The sequence below is a fragment of the Mucilaginibacter sp. genome (assembly GCF_036568825.1).
GTDB lineage: Bacteria > Bacteroidota > Bacteroidia > Sphingobacteriales > Sphingobacteriaceae > Mucilaginibacter.
The window spans coordinates 23,706-46,406 of sequence record NZ_DATCRU010000047.1 but is presented as its reverse complement, the minus strand read 5'-3'; the positions used below and the strand labels follow the sequence as shown (position 1 = coordinate 46,406).

The 22,701-nt window shown below is 43.1% G+C and carries 24 protein-coding genes; 16 read left to right on the top strand and 8 right to left on the bottom strand.

Translation table 11 applies throughout. The annotated features are described in order from the left end of the window. Window positions 1-101: 101 nt before the first annotated feature. Window positions 102-2,483, bottom strand: coding sequence for a PAS domain S-box protein (locus VIM89_RS09610; RefSeq protein ID WP_488155942.1), 2,382 nt, complete (start codon window positions 2,481-2,483; stop codon window positions 102-104). Between the two features lie 228 nt (window positions 2,484-2,711). Between VIM89_RS09610 and VIM89_RS09605 the strand changes: the two genes are divergently transcribed. Then, entirely contained in the window at window positions 2,712-4,142 is a 1,431-nt protein-coding gene (locus tag VIM89_RS09605) for an MBL fold metallo-hydrolase RNA specificity domain-containing protein (protein ID WP_488155941.1), read from the top strand. A gap of 10 nt (window positions 4,143-4,152) precedes the next feature. On the opposite strand, the gene VIM89_RS09600 is transcribed toward VIM89_RS09605, so the two are convergent. Continuing rightward, window positions 4,153-5,355: a DUF2252 domain-containing protein gene (locus VIM89_RS09600; RefSeq protein WP_488155940.1), complete on the bottom strand. Its 1,203-nt coding sequence runs from the start codon at window positions 5,353-5,355 to the stop codon at window positions 4,153-4,155. Between the two features lie 250 nt (window positions 5,356-5,605). Here VIM89_RS09600 and VIM89_RS09595 point away from each other — a divergent pair, with 250 nt between their 5' ends. From VIM89_RS09595 to VIM89_RS09565, 7 genes are all read left to right on the top strand, one after another. Beyond that, entirely contained in the window at window positions 5,606-5,740 is a 135-nt protein-coding gene (locus VIM89_RS09595) for a hypothetical protein (protein WP_488155939.1), read from the top strand. 97 nt (window positions 5,741-5,837) lie between these two features. After that, window positions 5,838-7,460 (top strand): PAS domain-containing sensor histidine kinase, encoded by a 1,623-nt coding sequence (locus tag VIM89_RS09590; RefSeq protein ID WP_488155938.1) that lies wholly within the window; start codon window positions 5,838-5,840, stop codon window positions 7,458-7,460. Between the two features lie 102 nt (window positions 7,461-7,562). Continuing rightward, the gene (locus VIM89_RS09585) at window positions 7,563-7,835 is read left to right on the top strand and encodes a hypothetical protein (protein WP_488155937.1); all 273 of its coding nucleotides are present in this window, start codon (window positions 7,563-7,565) and stop codon (window positions 7,833-7,835) included. Window positions 7,836-7,865: 30 nt separating this feature from the next. Beyond that, entirely contained in the window at window positions 7,866-8,837 is a 972-nt protein-coding gene (locus VIM89_RS09580) for a YihY/virulence factor BrkB family protein (protein ID WP_488155936.1), read from the top strand. Window positions 8,838-9,006: 169 nt separating this feature from the next. Beyond that, the gene (locus tag VIM89_RS09575; protein WP_488155935.1) at window positions 9,007-9,486 is read left to right on the top strand and encodes a DUF1003 domain-containing protein; all 480 of its coding nucleotides are present in this window, start codon (window positions 9,007-9,009) and stop codon (window positions 9,484-9,486) included. Next, on the top strand, window positions 9,483-10,100 hold the full coding sequence (locus VIM89_RS09570; protein WP_488155934.1) for a hypothetical protein: 618 nt from the start codon (window positions 9,483-9,485) through the stop codon (window positions 10,098-10,100). The genes VIM89_RS09575 and VIM89_RS09570 overlap by 4 nt, the downstream gene beginning before the upstream one ends. 8 nt (window positions 10,101-10,108) lie before the next feature. Next, window positions 10,109-10,627, top strand: a complete 519-nt coding sequence (locus tag VIM89_RS09565) for a low affinity iron permease family protein (protein ID WP_488155933.1) — start codon at window positions 10,109-10,111, stop codon at window positions 10,625-10,627. A gap of 44 nt (window positions 10,628-10,671) precedes the next feature. On the opposite strand, the gene VIM89_RS09560 is transcribed toward VIM89_RS09565, so the two are convergent. After that, window positions 10,672-11,127, bottom strand: coding sequence for a ferritin-like domain-containing protein (locus tag VIM89_RS09560; RefSeq protein WP_488155932.1), 456 nt, complete (start codon window positions 11,125-11,127; stop codon window positions 10,672-10,674). A gap of 107 nt (window positions 11,128-11,234) precedes the next feature. Beyond that, complete coding sequence (locus VIM89_RS09555) at window positions 11,235-11,963, bottom strand: DUF72 domain-containing protein (protein ID WP_488155931.1); 729 nt, start codon at window positions 11,961-11,963, stop codon at window positions 11,235-11,237. Window positions 11,964-12,346: 383 nt separating this feature from the next. Here VIM89_RS09555 and VIM89_RS09550 point away from each other — a divergent pair, with 383 nt between their 5' ends. From VIM89_RS09550 to VIM89_RS09540, 3 genes are all read left to right on the top strand, one after another. Further along, window positions 12,347-12,544, top strand: coding sequence for a hypothetical protein (locus tag VIM89_RS09550; protein WP_488155930.1), 198 nt, complete (start codon window positions 12,347-12,349; stop codon window positions 12,542-12,544). Window positions 12,545-12,820: 276 nt separating this feature from the next. Then, a complete protein-coding gene (locus VIM89_RS09545) occupies window positions 12,821-13,375 on the top strand; it encodes an NAD(P)/FAD-dependent oxidoreductase (RefSeq protein WP_488155929.1) in 555 nt (184 codons plus the stop codon). Further along, window positions 13,372-14,355: an FAD-dependent oxidoreductase gene (locus tag VIM89_RS09540; protein ID WP_488155928.1), complete on the top strand. Its 984-nt coding sequence runs from the start codon at window positions 13,372-13,374 to the stop codon at window positions 14,353-14,355. Before VIM89_RS09545 ends, VIM89_RS09540 begins: the two co-directional genes overlap by 4 nt. Window positions 14,356-14,399: 44 nt before the next feature. Here VIM89_RS09540 and VIM89_RS09535 read toward each other — a convergent pair whose 3' ends face one another. Continuing rightward, window positions 14,400-14,858, bottom strand: coding sequence for a hypothetical protein (locus VIM89_RS09535; protein ID WP_488155927.1), 459 nt, complete (start codon window positions 14,856-14,858; stop codon window positions 14,400-14,402). 5 nt (window positions 14,859-14,863) lie between these two features. After that, complete coding sequence (locus tag VIM89_RS09530) at window positions 14,864-17,224, bottom strand: molybdopterin oxidoreductase family protein (RefSeq protein WP_488155926.1); 2,361 nt, start codon at window positions 17,222-17,224, stop codon at window positions 14,864-14,866. Window positions 17,225-17,391: 167 nt separating this feature from the next. On the opposite strand from VIM89_RS09530, the gene VIM89_RS09525 reads away from it, so the two are divergent. The 3 genes from VIM89_RS09525 to VIM89_RS09515 all read left to right on the top strand — a co-directional run bounded on the left by VIM89_RS09525 (window position 17,392) and on the right by VIM89_RS09515 (window position 18,087). Next, complete coding sequence (locus VIM89_RS09525) at window positions 17,392-17,571, top strand: hypothetical protein (protein WP_488155925.1); 180 nt, start codon at window positions 17,392-17,394, stop codon at window positions 17,569-17,571. A gap of 16 nt (window positions 17,572-17,587) precedes the next feature. Next, complete coding sequence (locus VIM89_RS09520; RefSeq protein WP_488155924.1) at window positions 17,588-17,767, top strand: SpoIIAA family protein; 180 nt, start codon at window positions 17,588-17,590, stop codon at window positions 17,765-17,767. Window positions 17,768-17,874: 107 nt separating this feature from the next. Beyond that, on the top strand, window positions 17,875-18,087 hold the full coding sequence (locus tag VIM89_RS09515) for a hypothetical protein (RefSeq protein WP_488155923.1): 213 nt from the start codon (window positions 17,875-17,877) through the stop codon (window positions 18,085-18,087). A 23-nt stretch (window positions 18,088-18,110) separates the two neighbouring features. On the opposite strand, the gene VIM89_RS09510 is transcribed toward VIM89_RS09515, so the two are convergent. Both VIM89_RS09510 and VIM89_RS09505 read right to left on the bottom strand, forming a co-directional pair. Then, window positions 18,111-20,150, bottom strand: coding sequence for a hypothetical protein (locus tag VIM89_RS09510; protein ID WP_488155922.1), 2,040 nt, complete (start codon window positions 20,148-20,150; stop codon window positions 18,111-18,113). A 367-nt stretch (window positions 20,151-20,517) separates the two neighbouring features. Then, window positions 20,518-21,048 carry a DUF892 family protein gene (locus VIM89_RS09505; RefSeq protein WP_488155921.1) on the bottom strand — a complete coding sequence of 177 codons (531 nt, stop codon included), beginning with the start codon at window positions 21,046-21,048 and terminating at the stop codon, window positions 20,518-20,520. 166 nt (window positions 21,049-21,214) lie between these two features. Here VIM89_RS09505 and VIM89_RS09500 point away from each other — a divergent pair, with 166 nt between their 5' ends. Together VIM89_RS09500 and VIM89_RS09495 are read left to right on the top strand one after the other, a co-directional pair. After that, window positions 21,215-22,369 (top strand): acetyltransferase domain-containing protein, encoded by a 1,155-nt coding sequence (locus VIM89_RS09500; protein ID WP_488155920.1) that lies wholly within the window; start codon window positions 21,215-21,217, stop codon window positions 22,367-22,369. A gap of 68 nt (window positions 22,370-22,437) precedes the next feature. Continuing rightward, window positions 22,438-22,656 (top strand): lipoprotein, encoded by a 219-nt coding sequence (locus VIM89_RS09495; RefSeq protein WP_488155919.1) that lies wholly within the window; start codon window positions 22,438-22,440, stop codon window positions 22,654-22,656. The last annotated feature ends 45 nt before the right edge of the window (window positions 22,657-22,701 follow it).

Sequence of the window (22,701 nt, the reverse complement as noted above, 5' to 3'; positions counted from 1 at the left end):
GGAAATGGTAGTAAAGAGGTTTGTTCCTGATTTAAAATAAGAATTTAGTCAGAAAATTAATTGATTCAGCAATAAATGAGGGAAATCCAAACATCCACTTACTACTTATCTTGCAAAGGCAATGTAAAGTAAAAGGTTGAGCCCTGATCGGCCTCGCTTTCTGCCCAGATTTGACCGCCGTGATGCCTGATAACCTCTGCACTCAGATATAAACCTACACCGAACCCCGACACTTGTTTCATGTGTTCGCCTTCTGCCCGATAATAACGGTCAAATACACGTGGCAGATCGGTCGCCTTTATGCCAACCCCTTTATCCTCAACACTTACAAGGGCTTCCCCATTGTGAGCAACGCACCGCACCGTAATGATTTTATTTTTCAACGAATACTTTACCGCATTTGTGAGAAGATTGGTGATTACAGAAGCGATCTTTTCCTTGTCAGCCAACACGGTTAACGCCTCGTCGGCTACCAATGTAAAAACATAATTTGAAGCCGTCAGCCGCACTTCTTCCACTTCGCTCGCAACCAATTCGGAAAGATCAAATGTTTGCTTTTTAATATCCAGTTTACCCGATTCCAACCTCGAAACGTTGAGAAAACCATTGATAAGGCTGGTCATTCGCTTTGCTTGCATGTTAGCTCTCGCCAACGCCTGTGACACGAAAGGCTCAGCACTATCTCTGAGTTTTTGTTGCACCATCTGTATCAAAGCTGTTAAAGAGGTAAGCGGCGTTTTAAGCTCATGACTGGCCATGGCTATAAAGTCATTTTTGCGCTGCTCATTGCGCTTCTGTTCTGTAATATCCCTGGCGATTTTAGAAACCCCGATCACGCGGCCTTCTTTATCTTTTATCGGAGAGATAGTCAGCGACACATTAATGAGGCTGCCGTCTGCCCTTTGTCGAATAGTCTCATAATGATCGATCTTCTCACCATTACGAAGTCGCCCAAGGATCATAGGCTCCTCGTGCTGCCGGTCTTCAGGGATTACCGTCAGGATCGATTTTCCGATCATCTCTGCTTCAGTATACCCAAAGACCTGTTCAGCTCCCCGGTTCCAGCTGGTCACAATTCCTTCCAAATTTTTGCCAATGATCGCATCGTCTGATGACTCGACTATCGCCACCAGCTTGGCGCCGTGTTCATAACCCAATCGCAGCTCATCCAACAGCTGCTGTAGCTTACGCTCACTCTCAGCCAATTCTTCATTGGTTGCCCTTAATTCCTCATTCGTAGATGATATTTCCTCATTCATTGCTGCCAACTCATCGTTCAGCTCGTACAATTTGCGCTCCGTGGTTTTTCTAGCGTCTATATCAACACACGAACTGATGTAGCCCGCAAAAGTTCCGTCGTTATGGAAACGGGGGACCCCTTTGAGCATCCACCAGCGATACTGCCCCGATGGGTCGGCCATGCGGAACTCCCAGCCAAATGAATTGGTCTTTTGAAGTGCTGCCCGGAAACTTGCCAGTGCCTGCTTCTTATCATCAGGATGGATCAAGTCCGTCCATCCCGATTTAACCAGTTCCGACACTGAGCGGCCGGTGGCATTTACCCAGGCCGAATTGAAATAACTGGCTGCCCCGTTTTCGTCTCCAACGGCGATGAGAATATCTGTACCCTCTGCCAATGTCCGGAACCGCTGCTCACTTTCAGAGATGGCCTTTTCTGCAATCCGTATTTCGGTAATATCACGTGTTGTACCGGCAACCGCCTCCACATCGCCCTGCTCATTCAACACCGGGGTGAAGATGTAGTCATAAATGCGCCGGCCAAGCTTAGCATGCGGAAAAGATACCTCCCCGCGTATCGGGCTTTTCGTTGTACGCACTTGGTCTATCTCGCGTTCATGCATCTGCGCGTGCCACTCTTCATAACCATTTTCCCGCAATCCCTTACCAATAGCTGTATCCCAGGTTTTTCCCCACATCGCCAAAAGCGATTTATTAGCATACGTAAACCGGTAATTTAAATCGAATACATAGATGAGGTCCGGTGTGCTATCAGTGATTGTTTCGTATAATCGTTTTTGCTGTTCGGCCTGCTCTGTGCTTTGGCGCAGAGCCTCCTGGGTTCGCCGCTGCTCAGTAATGTCACTTGCTGCACCGAACCATTCGGTGATTTCACCATGTTCGTTCATGATAGGTACAGCCCGCGACAGTGTCCAGCCCGGTGTGCCATCAGCGCGCATTACACGATGCTCTAACTGAAATATTTTTTTTGCCTTTATCGCTTCCGTAATGGCAGCATTTACTATTGGCCGATCCGCTGGATAAATGTATTTATCCAGCCAGTTCGTGATCGGCTCAGAAGTGTCCGACAAAAAACCGCGGCCATCCAATTGTTGCATGATTGTCCAATCGGGACTCATTACGTAAACGATGTCAGATGTGGCAGTAACCAATGCGCGGAACCGGCCTTCCTGTTCCTTAATGGCTTGTTTTGAAGTATTTGATGAATCGTTTGAGAGGGTCATGAATGGATAATAACAAAGACAGCAACAAAATGTTCAGAAGGTGATAGAACCGCGTTTCAAAACACCACTTATTCATAGTAGTAATGAGTTCTGTTGCTTAATTCAAAAAAGAAAAAAAATTGCAATAAACGTATCCCTATCCCGTTTCGCGAAGAGGATATTTTTTAATGGCAGATTCGTGCTTGTCGCCTGAACTTTTTATCGATACGGATGTTATAAATCTTACATATGTATATCACTTTTCACGGAGCTGCCCGACAGGTTACGGGAAGCAAACACCTCATTCAGCTAAAAAACGGTACAAATATTCTTCTTGATTGCGGGCTTTTCCAGGGCGTTCGGGATGCTGATGATCTTAATGGTCATTTTGGATTCAATCCAAAAAAGGTGGACCATCTTCTTCTTTCACATGCACATATCGATCACTGCGGCTTGATTCCAAGGCTGGTTGCCGAGGGTTTTAACGGGCATATAGTTTGCACACCTTCGACGATGAATCTTGCGCGCATTCTGATGGCAGATGCGGCAAGGATCCAGGAGTCGGATGCAAAGGAGGCTGGTGTTGAGCCGCTTTACACGGAAGATGACGCCATGGCTGCATTACGGCTTTTTAAGATATTAGAGTACAAGGAGCAATACAACCTTACAAATGATGTTAAGGTGCTTTTTACTGATGCCGGCCATCTGCTGGGAAGCGCTGCGATACATCTTTCAATTATTGAAGACGGAAAAGAGACACGAATAACATATAGCGGGGATGTCGGCAGATATGGCGACATCCTTTTAAAGAATCCTCAGAAATTTTTGCAGGCCGACTATATTATCATGGAGTCTACTTATGGTGATAGTCTGCACAAAGATTTAAAGCCAATAGAAAATGCACTTCATGATATCATTCAGCACACCTGTACAATACGGCATGGTAAGGTTATTATCCCGGCTTTCAGTGTAGGACGCACACAGGAAATATTATATGCTTTAAACTCACTTGAATTGCAGGGCAGGCTTCCGGATGTACCATACTATGTCGATAGTCCGCTGGCAGACCAGGCAACCCAAATACTAAAGGAACATCCGGAGGAATTTAATCGTGCCGTTGGCGAAACAATGAAGATAGATGCGGATCCTTTCAGCTTTAAAGGCTTGCGCTTCGTTGCTTCAACTGCCGAGTCAGTAGCTTTAAACACGGATCCAAGACCTTGCGTTATTATTTCGGCGTCGGGTATGGCAGAAGCAGGCCGTGTACGACATCATATCCGTTACAATATTGAAAACAGCAGAAATACGATATTAATAGTCGGCTATTGCGAGCCTTCATCTCTGGGTGGTCAGTTATTAAGAGGGGATAGAACGGTGCATATTTTTGACCGGACTTATAACGTGGATTGCGAGGTCAGGTCAATCAAATCCATGAGCGCGCATGGTGATTACGAAGACCTGTTGGAATTTTTATCTTGTCAGGATCCTGCACAAGTGAAAAAAATATTCCTGGTACATGGGGAATATCCCGTCCAGCAGCATTTTGCTGATAAGCTAACACAGGTGGGCTTTCGGAACATTGAGATTCCATACCAACACGAGCGTATAGCACTTGACGAAACAGCAAACAGTAATAAAGGACCACGTATTGTGCATGATAAGGCAAATGCTGGAAATTAATATAGTTGCTTCAACTATTTTGAAGCAACTCTTTCGATTTACAAAATTCGTCGTAGTCGGATTTTACTTGTTCACAATAGCTAAATGCGTAATCAATTACCGCCTGTTGCCAACCACGGTCTTTGCCAAAGGCCATAAATTCATCAATGTTTGACGAGCCCTGCATACCACCGCTACGCAGCTGGGTCGAGGCCGTCAGCATGCCCATATCGTCAATAACCTGGTAAAGATTGCGGTATTCATCCTTTAGAAGCTTGAACTTTATTGTGTCCTTAACTGGCTGAAGTTCCTGGATCAAAAATGGCGTATCGCGGAATACTGTCGTACTGAGCAGAGCGGCAGGTGCATATTGCATCCTTTTTTGAATTTGTGTTACCCGTTCGGCATCGTCCTTCCATTGCAACTGCTGAACCGGAAGATAAGGCAGTAGTGAAGGTGGCCTGCATTCTTTCATGTCAAGAAGTAAGTAATGATTTTTAGTGTTAGTGCTTTTGAGCAAGAAAAGATAACGTTTAACGCCGAGGCTACCGGTCCCTGCAAGCCTGAATACAGCGCTTTTTACTTTGTAATGATAAGGGCCGTCACTGCTTTCAGCCACCCATTCCTGAAGGTGTGCGGCAAGCTCGCGGCGCAGATCTTTATCCAGTTTGAAATGCCGTTCATCCTCTAATGACAATAATAAGGTCTTTTTCTTACTCACTGTTCGTTTTTTTAATAAGTGCCTGTAACCCGTTGCAGCTGCCGCTTCAAGGAAATCGCAAACAATACCTTTAGCGGTGCGGGGCTCTATACTGCGTGCTTTACCTTCAGCCAGTGTACGTGCGTAACTGTCGAGGTATAAGTTCATCATTCGCCTCGACACTTCTGCATCAATGTTCAGGGTATCGAAAGCTACGCAGATGCTGGTTACCATTCTTGCCAGTTCCCAGGCAGCAGGTGCGAGCACGGCTTCATCAAAATCATTGAGATCGAAATAAACCAGATGATTATCACCCTTATAACTGCCAAAATTTTCAATGTGAAGGTCACCGCAGATCCATGCGTGTGGCGAAAGGGGCAGAGGAGAAGCCGCGGCCAGATCTTCATAAAACAAATGGCATGTGCCTCTGAAGAAACGGAACGGGTTTTCTGCCAGGGCATCGTATTTTCGCTGCACCATATCAGGCAATAATGGTGCATTGAATGTTTGTAAGCGTTCAATCAACGTTGCCATAACAAAATCAGACAAATATGAACCCTCTTTTTCTGATAGGATAGGCAATTACAGTTTCGGATTTGAAGAGTTTGTGATTGTATTTTCATGTTAGATTAACAAGTATTTGAGAGTACTGGTTTCAATGCGGGTATATCCCAATCAGCTTTTCTGAATAACACGTATTTCAAACGTTGAAAACCCGTATTTGACGTAATGATCTTTTGAGAACCAGGTAAAGTGTGGCTTGTTGCACTATAAAGGAACGATAATGAATCTGAACGATATTCAAAAGCCAAAGAGTGTGTTCACAGCCATATTATTTTCAAGCCTCGCGTGGTTGCTTCTTCGCATTTTGCGTACACCAAAAGCGGATGTAATAGAAGACAATACTTTAAAACCATAAGTACACTTAGATTATTTGTACGATAATGGGAACAATCATTCATGTCCTGAAAAAACCTTAACAGGGCTCATATGTTTCTTTATATAAAGGTGTTATTGTGGAGACTGACGGTGCTTTGAGCGACACGCTGTTTTTCACTGTTTTTCAACAGGCGAACACTCCGCTTTGCATTCTTCGGGCTGATTCTCCTGCTTATACGCTTATTGAATTTAATCAGCAATTTGAAAAAGTTACCGGAAGAGATCTTTCCGGTACTGTTGGTCGTAGCATATTCGATATTTTTCAACCTTTTGACCAACAAAGCGATGCGCAGTTTGGCGTGTTAAAGAACAGTCTTAATAAAGCGGTGAAAACACGCAGTTACGTAGACCTGCCGCTTCTTCACTTTCAGAGCTCTGGCCCAGCCGGAGAGCCGGAGCGATCATCATGGCAAATAACTGTTACCCCTATTGTCGGTGCCTCACGCGTCGCCTTACTATTATGCACTTTGCTAAATGTGACTGAAAATGAAAGAATGAGGAAAGATGCTGAAGCCGCAAGAGAGGAGGAAATAAGGCTCCATGAAGAACTTAAGCAAGCTCATCAGCGGCTGACTGAATCTCAGTTGCGCCTGCGGGAAATGAACGAAAAGCTCGAGATGAAGGTGCTCTTACGTACCAGGGAAATAAAGGCCAGCGAGCAGCGCTTTAAGTCAATATTAAATGCTTTGCCTGAAATTACCTGGACGATGGCCCGTGACGGAAGAACGGAATTTTATAACAAACGCTGGTGCGACTATACAGGCTTGCCCAATTCTGAAAGCAGACTTTTAGATTGGCAGGATGTAGTTCATCCGGATGATCTTCAGCAAATGTTAAACTGCCTTACCGAAATACTTGCCGGTAATCAACCCGGAGAGCTTGAAACGCGGCTAAGGGCAAAAGATAATACCTACCGATGGTTTTTGGTCAGGCTGCAACCACTTTACAGCGATAGTAATAAAGCAGACCTTTGGGCAGTAATAGCTGCCGGAATTGACAACTTAAAAAAATTACAACAGGAAAAAGACGATTTTATTAGTATTGCAAGCCACGAACTTAAGAGCCCGCTCACTGCCTTGAAGGCATCTCTCCAACTTATTGATCGTACAAAGGATGATCGCACCAGCGAAAAATTTCACCATTTTATCCGGCAGGCTAACAAAAGCATGCATAAGGTGAGCACACTTGTGGATGACCTGCTCAATGTCAGGCGGATCAACGAGGCGCAGCTTCCGTTGAATCAAAAAAGTGTGAAGGTTTTTGAGCTGATCAATGGTTGCTGTAATCATATCAGTATTACTACAAAACACAATTTAGTTATTACAGGCGATAAAGACTTAAATGTGTTCGCCGATGAAGCCGCGATTGACCGCGTAATCGTTAACCTGGTGAATAATGCGGTAAAATATGCACCGGATTCTAAGGACATTAAGTTGCGTATCCAGAGGCAAGGACGAACGGCTAAGATCAGTGTGACCGACTGTGGTCCGGGCATCCCACCGGACAAACTGCACCGTATTTTCGAACGTTATTATCAGGCGGAAAAATCACCCTTCAACAGCCCTGGTCTTGGCTTAGGTTTGTTTATCAGTGCTGAAATTGTACGCAGACATGGCGGCCGAATGGGTGTCGAAAGCGAGTTGGGCAAGGGCAGTACATTTTGGTTTAGTCTGCCGTTAGCTAATGGGGTTAAAGCATAATATTTGTAGTTAAGTTATTTTCATAAAAAGATAAAATCTCCTCTTGGCTTTAAACAAAAGCTGGATAAGCCTGTTGAATAGGCAGTTAAAAAACATTTATTTATGCTACTATCTTTCCAAATCAGCCAAAAACTGTCCGGCGAATTTTGTTTTATTCACCATATGGGTATTTCTACGTCTATGGCGGACGAAACAGCCATTGTTAAAGTTTGTTGCCCTTATTTTAAAGAAGAAATCGAGGGACAACTCAGGAAACAATTTGCCCCAGAGTTTTCAAATGGAAAAATTCGCATACAGTTGCCCGGCATCACAATAAATGATTCAAGTTCAACAGGGCAATCTGAAGATGCAGCCTCTGTCATTTCTTCCGAGTGATTAAAGCAGAATTACCTTTAAACGATAGTCATGGATGCAATCAAGACTTATTTTACAAAGTCAGCTTTCAAAAACGGCTTTACCATATTGAAGGCGGCGATGAATGGGTTTATTGATGACCTGGCTTTAAAATATAGTGCATCACTAGCTTATTATACTATATTTTCATTGGCGCCGCTATTATTGCTGATAATCTCACTGGCAGGAATTTTCCTTGGTCGGGATGCAATTCAGGGAAGATTATTTGAGGAGATTAACGGTATCGTTGGTGCTGATTCGGCCAAACAGATCCAGGATATGATCACCCATATTGAACTCTCGGGCAAATCAACATTGTCAGTTATCATAGGCGTCATTACCCTGCTGGTCGGGGCAACAACCGTATTCGGTGAAATACAGGAGTCCATTAACTTGATCTGGCAGGTAAAGCCTAAACCGAAAGCGGCTTGGGTCAAGCTGATTAAGAACCGCCTGTTATCAGGTTCGATGATTGTTACGCTGGGGTTTTTGTTATTGGTTTCGCTGATTTTGAATGGAGCATTACTTGCTCTAAGTGATAAATTAAAAACATTTCTGCCGAATATTACAGTGGTCATTTTCAACCTTGTGAATTTGATAGTAAGTTTCGTGGTAATAACTATACTATTCGCAGTGATTTTCAAGGTACTTCCTGATGCTAAAATGAAATGGAAGGACGTTCGGCCTGGCGCAATTTTTACGGCAATATTGTTTATGATTGGCAGGTTGGTGATTGGTATCTATATTGCCAAATCAGGAACAAGTTCAACTTATAGCGCTGCTGGATCTCTGATCGTAATTCTTTTATGGATCTATTATACATCGGCCATACTTTACTTCGGCGCTGAGTTTACCAGGGCTTATGCAGACTTTTACGGCGTGCGTATTGAACCGGCAGAATTTGCAGTGCATATCGAGCAAAAAGAAGAAGCTCAGAATGTAAGCTTAGTACCGCCAAAGCATGAGATCGGTAAAAGTAAGTAGTGAATTAACCAGATAAAACTAAGCCCTTCTATCTCGCGTATCGGGGCTCTTAACCAAATCTTAAAAATTTTAAAACGCAAAATCACTAACAAACTTAAGGATATCAATAGACAAAGGCTTTAGTATAAATACTCAGGAAAGTACCTGATTTGATAAAAATATTCTTTTTATGCGAAGAAAAACCAGTAGCGAAAAGATCAGATCATCTCTTGAAACCAGGCAAACCTGGCTCGAAAGGGCAGCTATTACTATTACTGATTTTTTCGGAAGTGTTGGATTCCTTGTTTTTAGCCTGCTGTTCCTTATTTTTTATCTTGCCTGGAATCTTGGCTGGTTACCAATACTACGGCCTTTTGACCCTTTTCCATTCAATGGACTTGATAGCGTATTATCCATCTTTGCTATCATCCTTTCCGTTTGTGTTTTGATCAGCCAAAAGCGGCAGCGCAGGATTGAAAAAGTAAGAGAACAAGTAGAATTTGAGATCAATATAAAAGCAGAGACCGAGATCACAAAAATGCTGGAGATGCTGCATGAGATACAAAAAAAGATGGGCATTGATAAAAAGGATCCTGAATTGGAAGAAATGAAGGAAACGACTGATATACAACAATTACACCGCCATATAGACGAAAATCACCCGGAATGAGAATATACCTTACTTTATTAATTATTTTATTAGGGCTTTCTGTAGCAGCGCAAAATATCCCGGCAACTGCAAAGCCCGTGCTGGTCGGCCATGTGGCTAAGAAAGACACGACTATCGAATCAGATACATCGAAGGAAAACAAGGAGCCCAGATATTATTATGCTTCTTTCAACACGAATGTATTTGTCAATGCCAAAGGTGGCTTTGCAAAACGCTTTGCACCGGCCATAGAATTTGGGCGCACTTATGGCATATTTGACATCGGCATTTCTACCGGGTTGCTTTCGTCCAAATACCAGGATACTTGTCACTATATTGAGTTCCGCCCGACAATCAATGTTTTCTCAAAAGGGCGTTTCGCGGAAGCGCTATGCCTTGGAGGCGGTTATGTTATCAACGCCAAACAAGGCTTGATGACCGAGATATGCAATAGCATCAATTTTAATATCAGCGCAAATGTCGCTATTGCTGTCACGCAGGGCTATATGTTTGTCGATGGGACAAACGATAGTCGGAGCGCTCAATATATGGGCTTTAGCCTAACCTACAATTTTTTAAAAAGCCACAGTGTAAATAAGCAACGTAAACGAAAAGCAATAGTGAACGATAATTGATAGTGAGTATGAAAAAGAAAAAGAATTATTTTGAACGTTTCTCCGATTGGGCCACAACAGCTACAGGTAGTTCAGCGGCTTTCATTCTTGCTGCTGCAACAGTGATTCTTTGGGCTGTGACCGGGCCGGTATTTCATTACTCGGAAACCTGGCAACTGGTGATCAATACCGGTACAACCATCATTACTTTCCTGATGGTATTCCTTATCCAGAAAGCACAGAATAAGGATTCCAAAGCAATACATCTAAAACTCAATGAATTGATAGCTTCACATCAAGGCACTAGTAACCGTATGGTTAACATCGAGGATTTGAGTGAGGCAGAACTGGATCAGCTTTATCGCTTTTATATCCAGCTCTCAGACCTTGCTGAAAAAGAAGACGATATCACCTGCACCCATTCGATCGACGCAGCGGAAGAGAATCAGCAAGCCAAACTAATAGCATTCAATGCCCGTAAATCGTATGCAGCCGGCAGACTAAGTAAGGTAACTAAGCCTAACGGCACAAAACTGAAAAGAAAGTAAAAAGCCGCATTTTAAATGCGGCTTTTTGGAAACACTTAGTTGTTTTAAATGCTTGCGCTGTCGCGCAAGGCCTTGATCTGATCGTGTGCTGAATTGATCTCTATCGATTGATTTCTAACCGTTTCATAAGCATCACGAGGCAGTTCGCCATCACGCAGGGCATCCTGGTAAGCTTTTTTAATTGCGTCCTCGCCGCGTTCTGCTTCTGAAAGAATACTTTCGCGGGTACTCCCACCAAATAAAGATTTAACATCGATCCAGGCGCGGTGTAAGGTGCCGCTTACGCTGTTTCCGGTTTCAACTTCATCTGCATCGCCAACGAGCGCCGCTAATTCCTGCCCATTCCGGCGGCTTTGTTCAGCATATCGCTGAAAAAGCTCCTTCAGGTCAATGTTCTCATCTTTAATGTCTGCAATTGCTTTTTCAAAACCGGCTACACGGTCATTGTTTAATTCGATCAGGTCGTTCAATACGCCTATTGCATGGGTTGTTGTTGACATAATGTTTTTCTTTTTGATAGATTATGCGAAATACGAATATCGTGCCACATCCGGATGAACCGGGACAGGCATCTCCCTGCGTGTATTCGGGCGTACATTTGTCTGGTTTAAAGGATTTCGACAAAATGATCAAGGGTTTGCAGGTTTTGGACTGCCGCTCCCAGTGTGTTATTAAAATAACAGTAGACGTCTTTACCTTCAGAAACCCAGTCATGAATATAACCTGCATATTCATAGAGATAATCATCGGGATAACTTCCCCGATAACCACCTTCCGGGCCATGAAATCTAATATAGACATGTGTTTCAGAAGTATTTATCATCGGTGCGGCTGATTTACGCATGTCGTGCAATACCATTGCAGCATTAAATTGAGTAAGCAGATCAAAAACCTGCGTATTATACCAACCTGGATGACGAAACTCAATTGCAATCGGCCAATCATAATGCTGTAATTCAGCCAATAAATTTGTCAATTGCATAATATCCGGTCCAAATTTTGGAGGTAGCTGAATAAGTAAACAGCCTCTTTTGTGGATTGCGCTGATAGCAGTCATGAATGCGGTAATAGGCCGCATATCTAATTGCTGTTTTTGCATATGTGTTACATGTTGTATAAGTTTAAAGGAGAACCTAAAGTTATTTTGAACTTCATTTGACCATTTGATTACGGTACGGGCAATGGGCATTCGGTAAAAGCTGGCATTGATCTCGATGGAATTGAACAACGAGGCATAATAAGTTAGCCGTGTTTGATTTTGAAACTCTGGGGGAAAATAACTTTTATTCTTAACTGGCAGGACAAGATTGCTGGTGCCTGAAAAATAACGCTCCATGAAAGATTCAACAACCTTGACATCGAGATGTTCTGACCGTTATTTTAATGTCTTGATGAATTACCTCACATATCTTACGCATGATGCAACAAGCCAGCCGAGCCTGTTATGCTGCTAATAGTCTTTTTCGGGTAAGTGAGCATTTCAAACACAGTATAATACGCAATTAAAATACGTATTTATCTGTTAAACTGCTTTAATTCACGTCTGTTCAATGAACAGGGGAGAAGATATCGGCGGAAGAAAGTACAACTATAGCAGAAAAATATAGTCACGTACTGCAAACGGAGTTTCAGTATTATATAACTGTCTCGGACTTGCAGCGTGCTAAATTCAGACTATGGCACTCGGTTGCAGTAACTAACTTATTTAATTTTAATTAAATGAAAAGACACAACAATAAAAATACGACTAAGCATACACAAATCTCTAAAGATGAATTGTCTCAGGCAGATATGCAGGCTGGTATAAACACTGTCGAAGAACAATCTGCTCCCCACGCTCCACTTGAAACACCAGATGGTAAAAATAATGGCGCTTTGCCGGCTGCGTATCGCGGCCAGCACAGTAACAGAACTTAAATAGATCTCAATTATGGACACTTCAATCAACACAAATAAAATAAGTGCTCACTTATTTTCGATAAGCTACGCCGGACGTGAATTATAATGCTACGTCAGAAGAAGAGGCGCTTTACTGGATGTTACAATCGATGAAATGTTTGATGCCCGACTAAAAATCGAAGATGGTGGTAACATCCGACAGTTGTCAGGAGATACGCTGCCCGAATCGACTATTACATTCATTAAAAAGCAAGTGCTGGAAAACTAAAAGCCATTCTTATCTGTCCAATTAATATGATAAATATTAATACAAGAGATGGGAACTGCAAAAGCCCATGGCAGCAGATCGATGAAGGTTTAAACGTTGTTGATCAATTACCTCAAACCGCAGATTATGATTGTCTTATTATTGGCGCCGGGATCACAGGCCTGACAGCCGCATTGCTCCTGCAAACCGAAGGCAAAAAAACGATAATAGCCGAAGCGCATTCGGTTGGTTTTGGTACTACCGGTGGAACAAGCGCACATATTAACACTTTTGCAGATGCTACTTATAAAGATGTCGAAAGCGATTTCGGAGAAGCAGAAGCCAAATTGTTTGCGCAAGCAGTCCAGGAAGGGATCGACCTGATCAGGGAAAATATAAAGTCGTATCAAATTGAGTGCGATTATGAAGAAAAGCCCGGGTACATTTATTCGGAGAATGACGATCAAACCAAGCAGTTAGATGGTATATATAAATCTTCGCTGAAGGCTGATGTAAGAGTGGTCTATAGTCAAAATGTCCCGACACGGTTGCATACCAACGGGCATTGCTGTTTGACGGGCAAGCACAATTCCATCCCTTGAAATATCTGCAGGGATTGCAAAAAGCTTATGAGGCAGCAGGCGGTATAATTTTAGAGAATACACCGATTGATAAATTGACAGAGGAAGGCAATATGCACATTGCTGCTCCTATAAATATTCGTGCCCGGAATGTCATTTATGCTACTCATCTGCCGCCGAATATCAACGTATTCAACTTTGAATGCGCCCCATACAGAAGTTACGTGATTGCTGTAAAACTTAATGGCGCTTATCCCGATGCGTTGATTTACGATATGCAGGAACCTTACCATTATGTAAGAACGCATGTGATAGATGGTCAGCCTCTGCTGCTTGTCGGCGGTAACGATCATAAAACAGGTCACGAACAGCCGGAAAAGTGTTTCGAGGAATTGGAAAAATATGTACGTCAATATTATGATGTGTTGTCAGTCGAATACAAATGGTCATCTCAATACTACATACCTGCCGACGGGTTGCCTTATGTGGGCCAAATTCCATTTTCAGACGAAGGTATTTATTGTGCCACGGGCTACAATGGGAATGGTATGATGCTGGGAACTGTGTCAGCAAAAATTCTGGCTGATCTTATATCAGGGCGAGAAAACCCATATGCAGATCTGTTTAGTCCTTCCAGGATAAAGCCGATTGCTGGTTTTAGCGAATTCGTTTCAGAAAATGCGGATGTAGCCTATCATTTCGTCGCTGACCGTTTAGCTATAGAATCTGTGGACTCATTGGCGGAAGTTGCTCCTAATAGTGGGAAAGTGCTTGAAGTGGATGGCAAAAAGATCGCTGTATATAGAGATAAGAATAGCCTTCTTCATACACTAAATCCGGTGTGCACCCATGCCGGTTGTATCATAGCCTGGAACAATGCAGAAAAAACATGGGATTGCCCCTGTCATGGAGCCCGTTACGATATTGACGGAATAGTGCTTACCGGTCCGGCTACTAAAAAGCTACAGCAAATTTTATTGGATGAATCGACGACTAAATAACAATTTTTTCAGAAATAATAAAGTCGCTTAGTACTAGTCCTCATTCAACTGGCCGCAATCAATGTTTGGGGCGCAGACGATTTGATCCTGGTCAGCAGCCAGGCAGCCTGTCGTTTTGATTTTTGCTCAATTTCTTCACATAACGCGATTAAGTTTTCATCCCTTAAACCAAAGGCGGCCTGCCCGAGAATGATGGCGGAAACATTAGCTTCATTGGCCATTAACCAAAGATCCTGAAGGTCTTGTAAAAGCGAAAGTGAACCTTTTCGCTTTTGATCGAAAAAAGCGTGAAGAAGACGGTCGGCTTCGGAATCATCCTCTTTTCCATATTTTTCCGTCATAGGCTGTAATTTGTTATATAATTCCTCTGACCATCCTGCCAATGTGTTAGACATTCCAAAGATGTCAGGCTCCGCCTTATGAGCTTCAGCAACGTAATGAAAAGCCTTTGCCAAATCCTTTTCACTTTGATGAACTAATTGTATGTAGGTACCTATATGCATTATAATTACAATTTTAAGTTGACTGCTGTTGCGACATCTTCAATTACATTTTCTATCTTATTTAAAATTCCCTGTCCGGCTTTTCTGATTTTTACTGCAGAATATTTAAAATGAGGTTGTTTACTCACAGGGTCCCATTCAGTAATAGTAAGTTCATTCGCTGCCCGCAAACGCCCTGGCTTGTCCCAATAGCCATAATGAAATGGGATAAATACCAGGCCCGGTTCTATATCCCCGATCCTTGCGGGTTCAATGACTTTTCCACGGCGCGATTCTATTTCTATCATGTCGCCATCTGCAATACCCAGGCCGGCAGCATCTGCTTCCGATATTTGTACAAAGGCGTCCGGCGCCGCTTCATTCAGTTCTTTTGACCGTCCCGTTTTAGTGCGTGTATGAAAATGGTATACTACTCTGCCCGTCGTCAGCATGAAAGGGTAGTCGTCGTCAGGCAGTTCATGGGGTGGTTTATAATCAGCTGCTTTAATAAACGCTTTCCCGTTAGGATTTTGTAATTTATATTCTTGTTCTGTAACAGCGGCCCCGGTTTCCAGGTCGTGCCCATAACTTTCACAATAATCGATATTGGTGTTAAAAGTGCCGTCAATGTATAAATGCCTTAGCCCGTTTGGATATTTTTCATTACAGGGCCATTGTATACCACTCCCCCCGCTTAATTTTTCGTAACTCATTCCACTGTAGTCACAGGGGCGTCCCTTGCTGCATGCTTTCCAACCTTCGAATGCACCCTCGGCATCGGTCCATTTTATCAAGGGTTTATTGTCCTTATCTCTGAAATCCATCCTTCGTGCATACTCTATAAAAATATCAAGATCAGACCTTGCGTCACCCGGCGGATCCACCGCTTTATGCGATATATGAACGGTGCGGTCAACGTTGGTAAAACAACCGGTTTTTTCGCCCCAAATGGCGGCGGGTAATACAATATCGGCATGTTCACAGGTCTCGGTCATAAAAGCGTCCTGTACAATAACAAATAAATCGTCCTTGTTCAGTATTTTTCTTATGCGTGCCAGTTCCGGCATCGATACCGCCGGGTTTGTCCCGCTGATCCATAATAATTTTATCGACCCCTGTTCAGCATAGCGCCATATTTGCATGGCATGTGTTGGCGGCGCCCAGTGCGGAATTTTATCTACCTCCACATTCCATATCCTGGCAAGGTCTGAAACGTGTTGCTGATTGCTCCAGTTTCTAAAGGCAGGCAAATCACCATCCGCTCCGCACTCGCGCGTATTCTGCGCGGTGGGCTGGCCATTCATTTGATAAATTCCACAGCCGTCGCGGCCGATCAATCCCCTGATCAAATGCAGGTTATTAACCTGTACAGAGGCGGCAGTCGCCTGCATTGACTGGTAGAATCCCTGCAATACGGTCGAAACTAAAGTCTTTGTTTGCGCAAGCAGGGCAGCAGCTTCTTTTAATTTAGATTGAGGTACACCGCTTACTTCTTCTACGCGCTGAGGCGTCCATTTTGAAACAACTTTAACCAGTTCATCATAGCCAACAGTATGCTGATCTATATAATCCTGATCAATATTGCCTGATTGAATAATCAAATTCAGCAGCCCGTTTAAAACCGGGATATTCGTACCTACACGCGGAGCAAGATGGACCGTCGCTTTTTCGGCCGTAAAAGTAGTCCTGGGATCAATGACGATAATCTTCGGAGGATTCGGGCCAGCTAATCGATCCAATATTCTGCTCCATAATACCGTTTGCTGTGATGCTATATTATGCCCGCAATTAAGGATGGTATCCGCAGTATCAAGGTCCGTGTACGATCCGGGCTGGCCATCTGAGCCAAATGACTCCTTCAGCGCTGCTGCAGAGGTGGCGGTGCAAAGACGGGTATTACCGTCCATATGCGGGGTTCCTATGCCTGCCTTTCCGATAACACCCAATGTGTAATATTCCTCCAGGAATAACTGCCCTGATGTGTAAAATCCAATGCCGAGGCCGGTCTGTTTGGCTATAATTTCTTTGGACTTTGCGACGATCAGGTTCATCGCTTCTTCCCACGTGGTTTCTACCAACTTACCCTCTTTTCTGATTAATGGTTTGGTAAGTCGTTCCTGACTATTGTTAGCCACCCAGCTATGAAGCCCCTTTGGCCCGAGCCTGCCATGATTAACCCTGTCTTCAGCCCGGCCTCTTACACCTACAATACAGCCGTCTTTAACAGCGATATCCAAACCGCAGCCATTGGAGCACAATACGCAGGCAGATTTAACCCAATTATCGGGCTCTGCATCAAGATTTTGATCGACTCTTTCCGGCCACTCTCCGTAATAAGGCTTTCGCTCACCCCATATATCTTTTACACTATCCCGCGATTGTATCATAAATTAAGGTTTTTAATATTATGGTGATTTTTTACAAGCACACCTTTAATTAAATTAACCATAATAATCTTATACTGTTTCTATTTACATTATTGATTTCAATTTTGATTCTATGCTATTCGCAACGGCTAAAACCTAAACAAAATCGCGGTTGTTAGTTAAATATTATGATTGAATTATTGAAAGGATTTCCGCCCTATGTTGCTGCTTATAAAGCCCAGGGTGATGTAAGCAGGAAACAATATGAGGAGATAGTGATAACACGTGCGGATGAAGTTACCAGGGAATTTCAATGCGTTAACTTCCTGGTATTGGTAGAGACATCCCTGCCGACTGATGGCCGTTGAAGCTTTACTTGACTGTATGAAAACAAGTTATAAATGCGAACGCATGGCGATTGTGTCAAATGAAAAATGGGTGAGACGTGCTTATGAAGTATTAAGGCCTTTATTTCATGGGCAAATATCAAGTTATTCTATCTCAGAATTCCACACGGCAAAGGAATGGGTATGCGTAGAGCCTGAATCAAAAAAGACAGGTTGATAAGTCGAAAAAGCAGTATTTTTCTCTTAAAAACAGGTGTTTATACGGGGAACTGTTTGCTCATGATAAGGGTTAATATATAAACGATTAACTAAATACCTGTCTGCATGAAAAAGCAAATTTATATCCTGATCATATCATTACTGGTCACCGCTGGAATGTCAGCTTGTACCGGAAATAATGCTAACAGTAAAAGAGACACAACTACAACCCTCGGCGGTGATGCCAGTAATAAGGACACCTTGCTCGACAGAGGTAAACCTGCCGACACCGACAAAATGGACACCGGGAAGGAAAAGGCCAATATGCGCAAGAAATAGTTGTAATTTCTTGTTATTATAAACTAACTCTTCCAGGTTATTTCAACATCCTGATTCCCGGGAATAATGTATTCCAGATGACCGTCTTTAAATAAATTACCTTCTAATGGTAGTTCTTGGCTAGTTGACTTGATCGTAATTTCAGGCAATTGCTGTTGTTTATTTGGAACGATAGACAGGCGGCAAGTGAGCCGGCTGTCTCCATGAATGTGGAACGTTGCCTTTTTGCCTTTGCATTTATATTGTGCAAGAGGATAGTCGCAACAAATCAGCCAATCGTCACCGCTGATCCGATAGTATAATCTCGGAAGAATCCCAAATGCATTGCCGGCACCGTAAACTTCCTGTCCCACCTGTCCGCATTTTTCCCAGCCATCGTGCAAATCCTCCAAAGCGATCCAGAGTTTGGGGTCTAATTCGCCGGTTTGCTGTTTGTTAGCCAACATTTCCTTTGGCAGCATTGTTGGATAATAGTACACCGCTCGACTTACCAGGTAACGAACATATTCGCAGATTAGTAACATCGCTGATGGCAGCAGGTCGACACCTTCAGCGTGCTCGAGATAATCGTAAAGCGCACAGAAAACCTCTTGCTCCTCATATACCGCAGTATAAGGCGCATCGTTTAACGGAAACAATGTAAAGAATGAAGGAAAATGCTTTCCATAACCATAGTTACAATCCCATAATCTGCAGTTACGAAACAGATTAACAAGGCATAAGTAGCTAAGATCGAGGTAATCTTGTTTGCCGGTTAGCTTGTATAATCTGATCATAGCACCCGCTGAAAATGCGGTATTATTGGCCTGGTAGAATAATTCGAAGCCCATGCCTTTTAATGTTTGTGCCGCTTTTTCAGCTTCCTCGAGGTACTGCTTGTCTTTCGTGAGCTCGTACGCTTGTAACATGACATGCGCGTAAGCCCCTGGCACGTCCTTTTCGCCGCCTTTTCCCGGAACGGTTTCCGGCTTTATCACTTCCAGAGTTTCCATCTGGTAAAACACCGGCCATTGATAATTAAATTTCCTGGCAACTTTAATCGCGTAATCAATCGAGTCGAAAAATAGATTCTTTGCTGTCTCATCTGCTTTAATGGCAAGCCGCGATAAGTTAAGCAGCGGGTGATGCAGGTACCAGGAATCCATGACATTGGGGTTCTTCTGTTCTTCCCCGCCGTCCAGCATTTCCTTAGCAGCTGGAAGCCAGCGAGTCACCGTTTTTAGCTTCGGGTTATAAAATTCCGACAGGTTATTTTTTACCTCATTTATCACCGGTATCTTTTGTCCATTCCATTCCTGGTAATCTAATAACGGCAGGATAACCGCCAACTGTACCATAATTTCGGGGGGAGTCTTGTAATCTGATACGTATGCGTTAAAATATTCCCTGCCTTTTACGTGGGACCAGCATCCTGAATTATCGAGCAAATCTTTAAGCCCCTTGCCGAGTATGTCAGGCCAATCGTGAAATTTGGTTTCCGGTTTTGGCAATAGGAGATAAGCATTTGCAAGCAGGTCAAGGAACTGCCGGGTCATCGTTCCTTCATCCGTTGGGGTCTTCGGATCGAAAACTACAATTGCATCAGATATTGTTATTTTTTTCCCGGACGGCAACGGTTTTTTGTTCGCGGGAGGTAACGAAAATCCCATCTCAGGCCACCGTCCGGTTACCGAAGCGGCAACAGATGTCTCTGTTAACTGGCAATAATCTGCCAGCGCGGTGAGATTCTGAAGATATAGGAAGGAGCCACCGCGCGGCTTTGTAAAAGTACAATACAGCATACCTGATCGCGTACCAACTTGTTGAACCAATATCTCGCCTTTGGGAACTGAACCTTCGCCTTTCACAACGATGTCTTTTGGCCAGAAAGGGATGAACAGATCTGATGCTGGTGTAAACAAGGTAGTGTAGCGCAATGATCTAAAATCCTGGTCGGGCCAGTTGATCGTGACGTCAAATTTTCCAATGGCTGATTGAAGCTTTACATGCAATGCGCCCTTATCCTCCTTTAATATTTTGAGAACCAATCCGCTGTCTGGCGAATAAACTGGCGTCAACAACATTTGGATAGTTCTAGGCCCCCTCACCGCGATGCATAACACATCGGGAGTACAAAAAATGTCAAATTGATAATCTTTGCAGCTTTTACGATATAAACAATTATCTGTATTATCTACAAAGGACTGAACTGCGACGGCCCAAGGCGAAACAGCGAATGAATTCACCTGATGCCCGCCTCCTTGCTGCTTAAATTTCTACGTGGTTTCATAAAGGTTTATTGTAAACTGACTATTAAGAAGGAACGCGAACCCGGCAGCAGATGTTTGTGCGTAAAATACCTGAATGATATGAGATAAATACGTAAGGATCATATAAATAAATAGTCCGTCTACATCCATAGACCCATAAATGGAGAACTAAGCGGGGCGCTCAAATTCCTTTCGGCAAATATTTGTCAGTCAACTGCAAAAGTAAGTTACGGTCGTCCCGGGATTCATCAAAATTTTCCAATAATAGCTGATTGATCTCTTCATTACCGATTTTTCTGGCCACCATCTTTAACACCTGGAATGATCCTACTTCGGTACTTTCGATATTTTGCAGATAAAATAAAATGGCCATATCACGCAACATAATGTCATCTGTCTCTTGTTTAATAGCTGCCGCGGCTTCATCCAGCAAAGCTGTAAGGCCAAGGCAAGGCCCTGTTTCAGGCTGAACGGACAGTAATTTGTAGATGTGTCGCATCCGTTCGATTTGCTTTTCTATATCCTCTACAGTCTCTTCAATTGCATAACGGATGTCTTTGAAGCTGGCATGCTTCGCAAACACAGGAAACCGCGCGACGATATGCTCCTTTGCGCAATAAATGCGGTTAAGATGGTCCACAAAATAGCTTATGAGCTGGGACTGATTGAGCGTGTCTACCATGGTTTGATAAATGAGCTTCAAAGGCTTCATTGTCGAATGAACAAGTTGTACAATCAAAAAGTTCTGATAATTATATGCATAGCTATTTTTCTGCCTGTGAGTTGTTATTATATCATTTACTACTAAAGCATCACTTGTTGTATATTGTAGACGTAAAGAGGGACGACGACTTGAACCAGTCAAATCACATTGCAGCATGAAACAACGCATTCATTCTATTGACATCGTACGGGGGCTGATCATGATCATCATGACGCTTGATCATTCACGGGATTTCTTACATTTTCCCGGTCCATCGCCACTGAACATGCAAACTACAACGGTTATCTTGTTTTTCACGCGGTGGACAACCCATTTTTGTGCGCCGACATTCGTATTCCTTAGCGGTGTGTCAGTTTTTCTTGCGGGACAAAAACGAACACCTGCTGAGTTACGACGATTTTTGTTTACACGCGGTACCTGGCTTATACTTTCCGACCTGGTTCTGATAAGCTTGTTGTTTTCATTTGATCCATTGTATCATATGTTCGTGCTCGAAGTGTTATCAGCCATTGGCTTTGGTATGATATTACTTGCGTTGTTATTAAAGCTCAATGCCAGGGTTATTGCGGCAATCTCACTGATCATTATTTTCGGGCACAATGTACTGGATTATATTCCGTTGCCCCAAACAGGCATTGGGGTTCCAATCACGATGCTATTTACTGCTGTCGGTTCAGTTATTCCACTTGGCGGTAACCACGCCATCGTTCAATTATATGCTTTTATTCCCTGGTCAGGTGCTGTGCTTTTGGGCTATGTTTTTGGGGCATTGTACCGGACAGGCTATGACAGTAAGAAAAGACAAACATTTTTGCTTCGGACAGGCGTGGCAGTTTGTATATTATTCATTGTCCTCAGGCTCATTAATAGTTATGGCGATCCACAGCCATGGTCTACGCAAAGGAATGCTGCTCACACGTTTTTGTCTTTTCTAAATGCCTCTAAACAACCGCCTTCTTTGCTGTTTTTTTGTATGACACTAGGTCCGGTCATGATCTTTCTTTCTCTTGCTGAAAAGTGGAATAACCGATTAAGCGATATATGCCGCGTATATGGTAATGTACCTTACTTCTATTTCATCGTTCATATTTGCCTGCTCCGCTTGCTGAACTTTTTGCTCATTATTTTTTCAGGTCTCCGTTTTAAATCTGACGGAAACCCGTTAGTTTGGCAGGCTGCCGGATTCGGATTTCCGTTATGGGCAGTATACTTGTTTTGGTGGCTGGTGATTGTCCTTTTGTATTATCCATGTAAATGGTATGGTAATTATAAAAGGTCGCATTCCTACTGGTGGTTGTCTTATATCTGATGAAATTCCAGGTATTTTCCGCATCAACCATTTTGGTTGCATGTTGTTATTCAGGAAATCACCTGACTATGAAAAAACAATTATTAATCCTTGCAGGCTTTATTGCATTCTTTTCACTTTCCGGCTGCGGACTGATGGAGCTTTCCTTCAAAACAGGCTTTATAATGGCACTGATCATTGCGGCTATTATCGGTTTACTTGTTTGGATTTTACATTTTGGCTGGAAGTTGCTCGGTAAATATTTTCCAGCTATACGTTATTATTTTGAAGACATATTGGAAGATTGATTACCAACCATGTTAACACAGTGTTCGCGAAGATTGGCAACAGAA

Excerpts from the sequence above, each read along its gene's own strand:
- VIM89_RS09575 (WP_488155935.1), top strand. The coding sequence starts at position 9,007 with ATGCGAAGAAAAACCAGTAGCGAAAAGATCAGATCATCTCTTGAAACC.
- VIM89_RS09515 (WP_488155923.1), top strand. The coding sequence starts at position 17,875 with ATGAAAAAGCAAATTTATATCCTGATCATATCATTACTGGTCACCGCT.
- VIM89_RS09570 (WP_488155934.1), top strand. The coding sequence starts at position 9,483 with ATGAGAATATACCTTACTTTATTAATTATTTTATTAGGGCTTTCTGTA.
- VIM89_RS09495 (WP_488155919.1), top strand. The coding sequence starts at position 22,438 with ATGAAAAAACAATTATTAATCCTTGCAGGCTTTATTGCATTCTTTTCA.
- VIM89_RS09500 (WP_488155920.1), top strand. The coding sequence starts at position 21,215 with ATGAAACAACGCATTCATTCTATTGACATCGTACGGGGGCTGATCATG.
- VIM89_RS09600 (WP_488155940.1), bottom strand. The coding sequence starts at position 5,355 with ATGGCAACGTTGATTGAACGCTTACAAACATTCAATGCACCATTATTG.
- VIM89_RS09585 (WP_488155937.1), top strand. The coding sequence starts at position 7,563 with ATGCTACTATCTTTCCAAATCAGCCAAAAACTGTCCGGCGAATTTTGT.
- VIM89_RS09605 (WP_488155941.1), top strand. The coding sequence starts at position 2,712 with ATGTATATCACTTTTCACGGAGCTGCCCGACAGGTTACGGGAAGCAAA.
- VIM89_RS09580 (WP_488155936.1), top strand. The coding sequence starts at position 7,866 with ATGGATGCAATCAAGACTTATTTTACAAAGTCAGCTTTCAAAAACGGC.
- VIM89_RS09555 (WP_488155931.1), bottom strand. The coding sequence starts at position 11,963 with ATGGAGCGTTATTTTTCAGGCACCAGCAATCTTGTCCTGCCAGTTAAG.
- VIM89_RS09510 (WP_488155922.1), bottom strand. The coding sequence starts at position 20,150 with ATGTTGTTGACGCCAGTTTATTCGCCAGACAGCGGATTGGTTCTCAAA.
- VIM89_RS09595 (WP_488155939.1), top strand. The coding sequence starts at position 5,606 with ATGAATCTGAACGATATTCAAAAGCCAAAGAGTGTGTTCACAGCCATA.
- VIM89_RS09520 (WP_488155924.1), top strand. The coding sequence starts at position 17,588 with ATGAAAACAAGTTATAAATGCGAACGCATGGCGATTGTGTCAAATGAA.
- VIM89_RS09535 (WP_488155927.1), bottom strand. The coding sequence starts at position 14,858 with ATGCATATAGGTACCTACATACAATTAGTTCATCAAAGTGAAAAGGAT.
- VIM89_RS09505 (WP_488155921.1), bottom strand. The coding sequence starts at position 21,048 with ATGAAGCCTTTGAAGCTCATTTATCAAACCATGGTAGACACGCTCAAT.
- VIM89_RS09610 (WP_488155942.1), bottom strand. The coding sequence starts at position 2,483 with ATGACCCTCTCAAACGATTCATCAAATACTTCAAAACAAGCCATTAAG.
- VIM89_RS09560 (WP_488155932.1), bottom strand. The coding sequence starts at position 11,127 with ATGTCAACAACAACCCATGCAATAGGCGTATTGAACGACCTGATCGAA.
- VIM89_RS09525 (WP_488155925.1), top strand. The coding sequence starts at position 17,392 with ATGATTGAATTATTGAAAGGATTTCCGCCCTATGTTGCTGCTTATAAA.
- VIM89_RS09550 (WP_488155930.1), top strand. The coding sequence starts at position 12,347 with ATGAAAAGACACAACAATAAAAATACGACTAAGCATACACAAATCTCT.
- VIM89_RS09565 (WP_488155933.1), top strand. The coding sequence starts at position 10,109 with ATGAAAAAGAAAAAGAATTATTTTGAACGTTTCTCCGATTGGGCCACA.
- VIM89_RS09530 (WP_488155926.1), bottom strand. The coding sequence starts at position 17,224 with ATGATACAATCGCGGGATAGTGTAAAAGATATATGGGGTGAGCGAAAG.
- VIM89_RS09545 (WP_488155929.1), top strand. The coding sequence starts at position 12,821 with ATGATAAATATTAATACAAGAGATGGGAACTGCAAAAGCCCATGGCAG.